Source organism: Marinovum sp. 2_MG-2023 (assembly GCF_030548265.1).
Classification (GTDB): domain Bacteria; phylum Pseudomonadota; class Alphaproteobacteria; order Rhodobacterales; family Rhodobacteraceae; genus Marinovum.
Genome location: NZ_JAUOSD010000052.1, coordinates 1 through 9071 on the forward strand (window position 1 = coordinate 1; position 9071 = coordinate 9071).

At 58.7% G+C, this 9071-nt stretch carries 11 protein-coding genes; 7 read left to right on the plus strand and 4 right to left on the minus strand.

Going from position 1 to position 9071, the window contains the following annotated elements:
* Positions 1–800: 800 nt before the first annotated feature.
* The 4 genes from Q4577_RS23240 (at position 801) to Q4577_RS23255 (ending at position 3426) form a co-directional block, all read left to right on the plus strand.
* A complete protein-coding gene (locus Q4577_RS23240) occupies positions 801–1118 on the plus strand; it encodes a hypothetical protein (RefSeq protein ID WP_303473268.1) in 318 nt (105 codons plus the stop codon).
* 85 nt (positions 1119–1203) lie between these two features.
* Positions 1204–1647 carry a cytochrome c gene (locus Q4577_RS23245; RefSeq protein ID WP_303473272.1) on the plus strand — a complete coding sequence of 148 codons (444 nt, stop codon included), beginning with the start codon at positions 1204–1206 and terminating at the stop codon, positions 1645–1647.
* A 1-nt stretch (position 1648) separates the two neighbouring features.
* Positions 1649–3028, plus strand: coding sequence for a multicopper oxidase family protein (locus tag Q4577_RS23250; protein WP_303473266.1), 1380 nt, complete (start codon positions 1649–1651; stop codon positions 3026–3028).
* Between the two features lie 50 nt (positions 3029–3078).
* Entirely contained in the window at positions 3079–3426 is a 348-nt protein-coding gene (locus Q4577_RS23255) for a cytochrome c (protein ID WP_303473270.1), read from the plus strand.
* Between the two features lie 159 nt (positions 3427–3585).
* Here Q4577_RS23255 and Q4577_RS23260 read toward each other — a convergent pair whose 3' ends face one another.
* The 4 genes from Q4577_RS23260 to Q4577_RS23275 all read right to left on the minus strand — a co-directional run bounded on the left by Q4577_RS23260 (position 3586) and on the right by Q4577_RS23275 (position 7395).
* The gene (locus Q4577_RS23260) at positions 3586–4464 is read right to left on the minus strand and encodes a CopD family protein (protein ID WP_303473264.1); all 879 of its coding nucleotides are present in this window, start codon (positions 4462–4464) and stop codon (positions 3586–3588) included.
* Positions 4465–4466: 2 nt separating this feature from the next.
* Positions 4467–4829: a copper resistance CopC family protein gene (locus Q4577_RS23265; RefSeq protein ID WP_303473261.1), complete on the minus strand. Its 363-nt coding sequence runs from the start codon at positions 4827–4829 to the stop codon at positions 4467–4469.
* 95 nt (positions 4830–4924) lie between these two features.
* Positions 4925–5641 (minus strand): copper resistance protein B, encoded by a 717-nt coding sequence (locus tag Q4577_RS23270; protein WP_303473259.1) that lies wholly within the window; start codon positions 5639–5641, stop codon positions 4925–4927.
* A gap of 29 nt (positions 5642–5670) precedes the next feature.
* Entirely contained in the window at positions 5671–7395 is a 1725-nt protein-coding gene (locus tag Q4577_RS23275) for a copper resistance system multicopper oxidase (protein WP_303473257.1), read from the minus strand.
* A gap of 86 nt (positions 7396–7481) precedes the next feature.
* On the opposite strand from Q4577_RS23275, the gene Q4577_RS23280 reads away from it, so the two are divergent.
* The 3 genes from Q4577_RS23280 to Q4577_RS23290 all read left to right on the plus strand — a co-directional run bounded on the left by Q4577_RS23280 (position 7482) and on the right by Q4577_RS23290 (position 9000).
* Positions 7482–7973 carry a hypothetical protein gene (locus tag Q4577_RS23280; protein ID WP_303473255.1) on the plus strand — a complete coding sequence of 164 codons (492 nt, stop codon included), beginning with the start codon at positions 7482–7484 and terminating at the stop codon, positions 7971–7973.
* A gap of 257 nt (positions 7974–8230) precedes the next feature.
* Positions 8231–8620: a hypothetical protein gene (locus tag Q4577_RS23285; protein WP_303473254.1), complete on the plus strand. Its 390-nt coding sequence runs from the start codon at positions 8231–8233 to the stop codon at positions 8618–8620.
* Positions 8617–9000, plus strand: a complete 384-nt coding sequence (locus Q4577_RS23290) for a hypothetical protein (protein WP_303473251.1) — start codon at positions 8617–8619, stop codon at positions 8998–9000. The genes Q4577_RS23285 and Q4577_RS23290 overlap by 4 nt, the downstream gene beginning before the upstream one ends.
* Positions 9001–9071: the final 71 nt, after the last annotated feature.

The window sequence follows — 9071 nt, forward strand, 5'->3', positions numbered from 1 at the left end:
AAATCCCAAAGTTTTGCAAAGTTTTTGCGAAAAATAAACAAAATCAACTGGTTAGCGTGAATAGTTTTTGAGCAAACCCACATCCACCCTCATCCAACACAACAACCCAGTATATACATCACACCCCAAAAACCCCACATCTAGAGTCGCCCACAGACTTACCCACAAGAACAACCTCACAAACCCGACTCAAACCAAAATCCAGCAACAAAAAATACGCCAGAAAAACGAGTCAGATGCGTGAAGACCCCAATCGCACGGCCCGAACACGCAGAATCCCTGACAGCGCAAATCCAATGGACCAAGAACAACGATGAGCGAGAGATGGGGTTCAAGTCTCGCGTCTTTGACCGATTACTGGCACTCATCGCTGGGTCTGTATGCGGCCTCGTCTTGGTAGAGCACTTCACACAACTCAACAGACGTCTCTTGTGGCAACCACACTACTCACGTCGTCCCACCGAACAAACTGCGCCCACTATTAATGGAAACTGGCACACCGCCCTTTGCATGCTTCAGCATCGCCATGAGCTGCGTGTCTCGGTATCGTCCTTTCTTTAACGTGGGCCCCTCAGATATCTCGCCGAGAAGACCCTACTATTGAACACCACTAGTTTCTGGGGGGGGGATCAGCGTCGGCTTGGAGGCTTGGGCAGGCCGCAACCTGACACGGCGATGCTATTTGAAGTGCACCTGTCATGTGGCACGAGTGGGGACATGTTGCGCGTGGGCACTTCGGGTCAGGATTGACCCCTGCCCCGTGGCGTCTCATACTGATTATGACACGTAAGAAAGCCCGCATGCGCCTGATCTCCATCATCCTTCTGTCCAACTTTTTGGTGTTGGTCTCATCGCTGCATTTTGATGCGGCCGCGATGACGACGCATGAATGTCCATCCTGTCCAGAAGAGATGGTCGAAATGGAGGGCGCCGAGGGGGATAAGACGCATCAGGGAACGCCTTGCGCGGATATGTCCCTTTGTGCCCCAATGGCTCTTATCGTTGATGCACTGTCACAACGGGACCAAGAGATCCTCGGCCATCGTCAAGCATGGCCCGATGCCTACAGGGGGGCATCCATTCACTTGGCATTGAATCTGCCGCCCCCTCGGACCTGATCCTTCTCTACTGCCGCCTGGGCTGACAATCGTCCGGCCAATTTGAGAATGCGCACCTCCAAACGCTGCGCAAGGACAGGAAAATATCATGAAAATCACGTTCATTGCCGGGGCTGCGGTCATCGCCGCAGCACTTGGCACATATGCCTTCACCCGCCTCCCTGATCAGGACCCACAGATTCAGCAAGAATCAGGCCCCACCGAAGGCGCGGCCATGGTCGTCGTCACCCTGCCGGAAAGCCTTTCGCCCGAGGCCTCTATGGGCAAACGGGCATTCGATGCGGTCTGTGCTGACTGTCACGGCACAGATGCCGCTGGGAAGATGGGATTTGCCCCGCCCCTGATCCACAAGATCTATGAGCCGTCACACCATGGGGACATGGCATTTCTATTGGCTGCACAAAATGGCGTGCGAGCGCACCACTGGAAATTCGGCGACATGCCGCCCCAGCCACGGGTCACACCTGCTGAAGTTCGCACCATCATTGCCTACGTCCGCGAAGTGCAACGCACAAATGGGATCAACTGATATGAATTTGACGCGCCGCCACTTCTGCGCGGGTCTTGCCGCTACCGCGCTGGCCCGCCCGGCCTTCGCCCAGGACGTCCCGCTATTGACGGCCAAGGAGGCCATGATCCAGCTTGCCCCGGACAGGTATCCGGCCACGCCGGTCTGGAGTTACGACGGCAGTATCCCCGGCCCCATGATCCGCGCGGCCCAAGGCAGCCGGTTTGAACGGCGACTGGTCAACGCCCTGAATGTGCCCACCTCGGTCCACTGGCACGGCATTCGAATAGACAATGCAATGGACGGCGTTGCGGGGCTAACCCAGGCGCCGGTGCCGCCCGGAGAAGGCTTCGACTATGCCTTCGATCTGCCGGACGCTGGCACCTATTGGTATCACGCGCACACCAATTCCATGAAGCAGGTTGCGCGGGGCCTTGCCGGTGCGCTGATCGTTGAAGAACCGACACAGCCCGACATTGACCGCGATGAGGTTCTGATGATCGACGACTGGTTGCTTGACCCGGACACCGGGCAGTTCGTCGATAATTTTGCCGCTCCGATGGCGCAGAGCCATGGCGGCCGCATCGGCAATCTGGTGGGGGTGAACGGGCGCTTCAATTACAACCTCGCGGCGCGGCAGAATGAACGGCTGCGCTTGCGGCTGATCAACGCCGCAAATGCCCAGATCTTTGGGCTTAGACTTGAAGGGCTAAAAGGATGGACAATCGCGCTCGACGGGATGCCTCTTTCGACACCCGAGCCGGTGACAACCACGATTGTCCTTGCCCCGGCGCAGCGCATGGACCTGATCGTGGATGTCACCGCCGATGAAGGCGCGCCCGCCGGGCTTCTGTTTGCTGCCTCCGACGACAGTTGGCAGGTGCTGGCCGAATTCACAGTCACCGGACGCGCGGCCACGGTTCAGCGTGACATGCCTGCGCCCTTGCCGCCCAACCCAGGCATGGACATCCCCGGGATCGACGCGGCCCGTACATTTGACATGCCCCTGCAAGGTGGCGCCATGCGCGGGCTGGAAACTGCGCAGTTCAACGGTCAGACGATGGGCTGGCAAGACCTGGTCCAGAACGGCCAATTCTGGGCGCTGGCGGGACAGGCCGGTCTGGGAGAGACGCCCTTTGCCGCCCTGTCACGCGGGGAAACGGCCCGCATCCGCATGACGAACACCACGATCTTTCCTCATGCGATGCACCTGCACGGGATGCACTTCCGGGTGCGCGACGCAAACGGAACCCTCGGCCCGCTTCGGGACACGGTATTGGTGATGCCAGACCAAACGACCGAGATCGCCTTTGTCGCGGATAACCCCGGTAAATGGCTGCTGCATTGTCACATGTTGGGGCACGCCGCCTCTGGCATGAACAATTGGATTACCGTCACATGAGCCGGTTTCATTTGCTTGCGATGGCACTTACCGGCGCGGCCTGCTCCGCCATGGCAGAAGGCATAGATGGCGCAGCGCTCTACCAAGAGAACTGCGCCTCTTGTCACGGGGCCAAGCTTGAAGGTCAACCGGACTGGCGCAGCCGCGACGCTGATGGACGACTTCCTGCACCGCCCCATGATGCCACGGGTCACACGTGGCATCACAGCGACGACATCCTGTTTCAAATAACGCGGGAGGGGACGGCCGCAGTTGTCGGCGATGGCTATGAAAGCAACATGCCGGGCTTTGGCGATACTCTGGAGGACGCGCAAATCCACGCCATACTCGAATACATCAAATCCACATGGCCGGACCGCGAACGCGCCTATCAGGAGGAGATCAGCGGAAAGAAATAATCGGCACCCACCGAAATGTGCCGCTTGGCTTCATTTCCCTGACCGGGAACCTGATGATGATCGTGATGGGCCTTCGCGCCCTCAGCGTTTGAGATGAGACATAGGGGCGTCTTCTTGACGCCCCCTTTTTTCGGCTGAACGACATACCGCTTCGCAGGCTCAGCCGATGTGCTCTGGCGCAACGGTGGACGTGAAGGTCGCAGTGACAAGCAGGATCACAAGAAAGGCCGCGACCTCCCAACGGATCGACATTCGCAGCGGAGCAGCGTTCCCGTTTTCTGCCAGAGCCGGTGTCAGCCGAAGCTTGTTCAGCCCTGCAAGCGCAAGAAGCAGCGCCACCACCGCCAGTTTCAGCGTCAGAAACTGGCCCCAGGGCTGGGTCAGGACCGCGATCGGATCGCCGGCCAGGATCACCAGGATCACCACCCCCGCGACAACAAGCAGCCCGACCATGACCAGCGCCGCCTGCCCGAACCGTTCGACGGTGCGCACAGCGGCCGCGTTGCCGCGCCCGGCCATGTCGTAGAGAGGATAGAAGCCTCCGATCCAGAAACTGGCCGCAAGGATGTGAAAGACAAACAGGGTCGAGAGCGCCAGCCTTGGGTCGCCGGTCGCATGACCGCGCAGCGCAAAACTGATCGCCACGCAGACCACACCGACGCTGGCCACGGATCGCGTCCAATCACGGTCAAACATAATGGGAAGAATGGCGAGAAGGCCGGCAATCGCGGTCCCCACGGACAGCCCAAGCGGACCGAAGAAGGCAATCTGAAGCATCATCGGATCAAGCGCGCCGCCGATCCCACCATAGAAGAACGCCGCACGTAGCGGGATGTTCAGCGCGCTGAAAACGATCCCGCCCACAGCTGACCATGCTGCAAGCCGCCTGAGACGACGGCTTGCAGCGGCATCCAGCTCGGTCAGAAGCCAGAGATTTATGACGGAGCCCGCCGCAAGCAGGACAGTGACATACATCCCCGCCTTGACGAGGATCGAGGCGATCTGCACCGGTTCCAGTGCGGCAAGAACCCCGCCCATGATCAGTTCGCGACCTTGAACGCGAAGCTGCCATTCATCGGGTGGCCATCGGGCGACATGCCGCGCCAGTCGACCTTGTAGTTGCCCGGCGCGAGTTTCGGCAGCTTGCCTTCCCAGGTCTTCACGGCCTTGTTCGCAGCCGGACCATTGATCTTATAGGTCTTTCCGTCAGGCACCTTCATCGTGACGGTGGTGATCTGCATCGGATCGGTGAACATCAGGTGCATGACCTTGGTGTCCGCCCCGACAGTTTGACCATTGCTCGGCATGGTCATCATGCCCTTGTCGTGTGCGAGTGCCGCGCCCGCACTGAGCGCGAGGCCGACGGAAAGTACAGCAGAGGTAAGGATTGTACGAAATTTCATTGGGATGTTCCCTTGGTTGGTTTCGGTTGAAAAGCTGCGCCCCTGCGGCTCTCTCTTGTTTTGCAAAAGCAGATACCGAGAGGGGCGCAGAAAGATCAGAACATGAAATTGACGCCGACCACGCTGGTCAGCTCGTCCACTTCGTGGCCATGGTCGCGCAGAATGTCCGCCGTCCCGCCAAAGGCGCGTTCATAGTTCACGCCAATATAGGGGGACAGATTGCGCCCGATCAGGTCATAGCTCAGCCGCAGCCCCAGCTCGGTCGTGGCACCACCCGCCGCGATTTCCCGATCCGGGTCATCCGCCAATGGCAGGCTGACTTCGATCGAGGGTGTCAGGATCAGCCGGTTGGTCAGCAGCCCCTCATATTCCACCTCTGCCCCGATGTAGGGATATTCCGACAGGTAAAGTGCCGCCTCGACCTCAAACCACTGCGACGCGAGGCCGGTCACGCCAAAAGCGCCATAATAGCGTTCGGGCGCGCCCTCCGGCGTCGACGCTGCGACCCCGATGAAACCATCGAAGAATTCGGTGATCGGCTTCTGAAGACGGATCTGGTTGCTCATCTCCTCGACGTCGCCGCCCTCGATTTTCGCACCTTCGCTTTGCCAGACAAGACGCAGATCGTCATTGCCAACCCAGGCCGCGAATTCCCAGGCAAAGGCGTTTTCTTCTTCGCCCATCCGGTATTCGAGCTTGTCGGTCCGCACCCCCCAGACCGTCGGGGAAACGCCCAATTCCGCCAAAGCATCAGACGCAAAGGACAGCGCAAGAAACGGCCCGACTGCCGCGCCAAGAAGCAGGTTTTTCATGTGATTGTTTTCCTTGGAATACGCGCCCATCAGGATGGCCCGCCTTCGACGATGACCTTGCGGAACATGCCGCCGGCCATGTGATAAGAGAGGTGACAGTGAAAGGCCCATTGGCCCGGCGCATCAACTTCGGTCTCGGTGTAAAGTGTCGTGCCCGGCGCCACGCTGACCGTGTGTTTCACGGGGTCATAGGCCCCTTTGCCGGTGTCGATGATCGTCCACATGCCATGCAGATGCATCGGGTGCGCCATCATGGTTTCGTTGACGAATTTGAACCGGACACGTTCGCCATAGGTCAGACGGATCGGGTCGGCGTCTTCGTATTTGACGCCGTCGATGGACCAGATATAGCGCTCCATGTTGCCGGTCAGGCGGATCTCGATTTCACGCGTGGCGGCGCGGTCACGATAGAGCGGCTTGCGGGCGCGCAGATCTTCGTAGCCCAGAAACTTGCCACCATTTGCCGCCGACGGGATCAATCCGCTGCCCGGCGCATAGAAGGCGGCACCGGATGCCCCTTCGGCTGGAACAACAGGTATGCCAGCGGCCATGTCCATGCCGCCCATATCCATACCGGAATGATCCATGCCCGACATGTCCATACCGCTCATGTCATGGCCAGAGTGATCCATGCCGGACATATCAAAGCCGCTCATGTCCATCCCATCCATTTCCATGCCGGAATGGTCCATGCCGTCCATCATGCCCCCCATATCGGCCATGGTCAGAAGCGGCCGGGACCGCATCTTGTAATAGGGACCAACCATGCCTTCGGACGGGGCCAGCGTGGCGCGCACCATCGCGGTGCGGCCTGCGCTCTCGCCGATGATCGAGTAAGCCTTGGCCTCACGCGGCTGGACGATCACATCATAGGTTTCAGCAACGGCAATCCGCAGCTCATCCACCGTTACCGGCTTCACGTCATTGCCATCGGCCTGCACCACGGTCATTTTCAAACCGGGCAGGCGCACATCGAAATAGGTCGTCGCCGACGAATTGATCAGCCGCAGGCGCACCTTCTCACCGGGTTTGAAGATGCCAGTCCAGTTCTGCTGCGTGCTGGCCCCGTTGATCAGCGGCGTAAAGCCCTGCACATCCTCGATATCTGTGGGCATCATGCGCATCGCGCCCCACATTTTCCGATCCTGTAGCGCGGCTTTCAATCCGCTGGCACCGGCATCTTCGATCAAGTCCTGCGCGGTGCGTTGGGCGCGGTTGTAATAGTCCGCCGAAGCCTTCAGGTTGCGGAAAATCCGCGATCCGCTGTGCGGATGTTTGTCAGTCAGTTGCACCACGTAATCACGGTCCGTTGGCACGGCTTCGCCGCCCTTGGGGGAAATCACGATGGCGCCATAGGCACCGTCCGGCTCCTGAAAACCCGAGTGGCTGTGAAACCAGTAGGTGCCGGCCTGTTCGATCGGAAAGCGATAGGTGAAGGTTTCGCCCGGCTTGATACCGTTGAAGCTGATGCCCGGCACCCCGTCCTGCTGGAACGGCAGGATCAGGCCATGCCAATGGATGGATGTGCTTTCGCGCAAATTGTTCTTTACGCGGATGACGACGTCGTCGCCTTCCTGGAAATTCAGGATGGTCGGGGTCTGGCTTCCGTTGTAGCCAATCCCGTTTTTCTTGAAAGTGCCGGTGTCGATCCGGACCTTGTCGACACTGATGTCATAGGTGCCAGCCTGTGCCGACACGCCGAGGGCAAGCCCCAGCACCACGGCGAGAGGCCGCAGAAAATTCGTGTGTTTCATGTATTTTCCATGGGCGTGGGCCAGCGATTGGCCACGCAGAGAGAAGGTCACTGCAAAAACAGTGAAAGCAGGGAGAAGAGGATCAGATGCGCCGCGGGCTTGGCCCCGGATTGGCGGCATGTGATCGGATTGCCGGGCGCGCCTGTGCAGACGACACCGCAATCAACGCCGGACAGGCGATGTCAGGCCGAGGGCGGCCGCAGTTGGGAAAGATACACGGATTGCAAAGCCATCCTTGGCTCTTCGGGTGTCAGCTTGGCGCTCAGCGGCGCCCGGATCAGGGCAGGCACAGGGCTGCCCGCGAACTGGTCCGTGCAGGCAACGCTGGCACAATGCAAAAGCCCCAGGGGCTCGCTTTGCTGCTCGGTTTCGAAAGCAACCTCAACGTCCTGATCCTGGGAAAAGGACGTTTCTTCACAATGCATGTGCTGGGCCATCGGCTGCGCACATTGCTCGGGCATCGACATCACATGCGCAAAGGCACTCGTCACAACGAGCTGCAGCGCAACAATTATGATGATGAGACGACCGATCAAAACGCTTTCCTTTTTCCTCCCCCCTTAGACACAGCTGGCTGACATTCCGTCAACAACGAAAGTGGCTTCCAGCAGGTGGAAACTCACGCGAATGTGACTTAACGGCGAAGGGCAGAGATCGTTCTGAATTTAGCGAATGTGGCGAATACGTACTTGTTTAGTTCTCTCAATATCATGGACCACTTACCTTGTTTCAGGTCAGTCCACCTTTGCCGAACACCCTCACTGGAAAGCCCCACTGCCTGTGAAGTGGTTCGGCAAAATTGGCCGGCGTGCCACGATGGACCTGTCCCGCTTTCGTGCCGCCCCAAGTGCTCGCTTACGCGGTCGGAGATTGCTCTGAGAAGGCAACAAACCTGAAATTGGGCAAAAGGGCCGAGGCGTTCCTCAAAATCTTTGAGGCCGTACACCGCGAGTATCAATCTCGTCTGGGCGATCGCATCGATTTTGAAGATATGCTGAGCCACCACAGGCCATTCACCCGTCGCCTGCGCCGCCAATTGCTTGAGCTGCGGAACCTTCTGTTTCTCGAATACGCTTACAATGACGACTGGGGCGATGGCCCGGACCTTGCACTGCTCGAACCCGACGATCCAATTGTTCCGGAAATCTGTCTCCTTGCTGACGGTTTGGAACAGGCCCTCCAGGATGCGGGGGTGTTCAAATCCGATACAGATCAAACAGCGTGATGTATCTCTCCCCGCCTCGTTACCTTGGCGACGGCGTGGGGGGCTCGCAAGAAAATTTTGAGCACGCGCATTTTTCTTCTTCGTGCATTCGTGAAACGACCAATCTCATTGATACCAGCAAACAGCCCTACTCCCTCCAAGACAAAAGGAGCGCACCGCCAGACCAACCACCTCCCCTCATGCAGGATTTCGTGACGCCGCAGAATGGCACCCACCCAAAACAATCCAACCACATGGACACCACTAATGAAAACATCCCACAGGCCACATATGACCGGATCGCAGATACGGAGCAGCATGTGCGCCGTCATGGCGCTGCCCTGTGCAATCTGTTCGACGCTTTCGACGCGCCTTCGGGCTTTGATGCGCTTTGCGATTGACCTGCCCCCCGCGAAATCCCTCACCGTAATGTAGAGTCTGCGCCAACTCTGAAGGAGCAGACAGATGCGAA

Coding starts and splice junctions, on each gene's coding strand:
- Q4577_RS23270 (WP_303473259.1), bottom strand. CDS start 5,641: ATGAAAAACCTGCTTCTTGGCGCGGCAGTCGGGCCGTTTCTTGCGCTG.
- Q4577_RS23255 (WP_303473270.1), top strand. CDS start 3,079: ATGGCAGAAGGCATAGATGGCGCAGCGCTCTACCAAGAGAACTGCGCC.
- Q4577_RS23275 (WP_303473257.1), bottom strand. CDS start 7,395: ATGAAACACACGAATTTTCTGCGGCCTCTCGCCGTGGTGCTGGGGCTT.
- Q4577_RS23265 (WP_303473261.1), bottom strand. CDS start 4,829: ATGAAATTTCGTACAATCCTTACCTCTGCTGTACTTTCCGTCGGCCTC.
- Q4577_RS23250 (WP_303473266.1), top strand. CDS start 1,649: ATGAATTTGACGCGCCGCCACTTCTGCGCGGGTCTTGCCGCTACCGCG.
- Q4577_RS23240 (WP_303473268.1), top strand. CDS start 801: ATGCGCCTGATCTCCATCATCCTTCTGTCCAACTTTTTGGTGTTGGTC.
- Q4577_RS23280 (WP_303473255.1), top strand. CDS start 7,482: ATGCGCCGCGGGCTTGGCCCCGGATTGGCGGCATGTGATCGGATTGCC.
- Q4577_RS23260 (WP_303473264.1), bottom strand. CDS start 4,464: ATGGGCGGGGTTCTTGCCGCACTGGAACCGGTGCAGATCGCCTCGATC.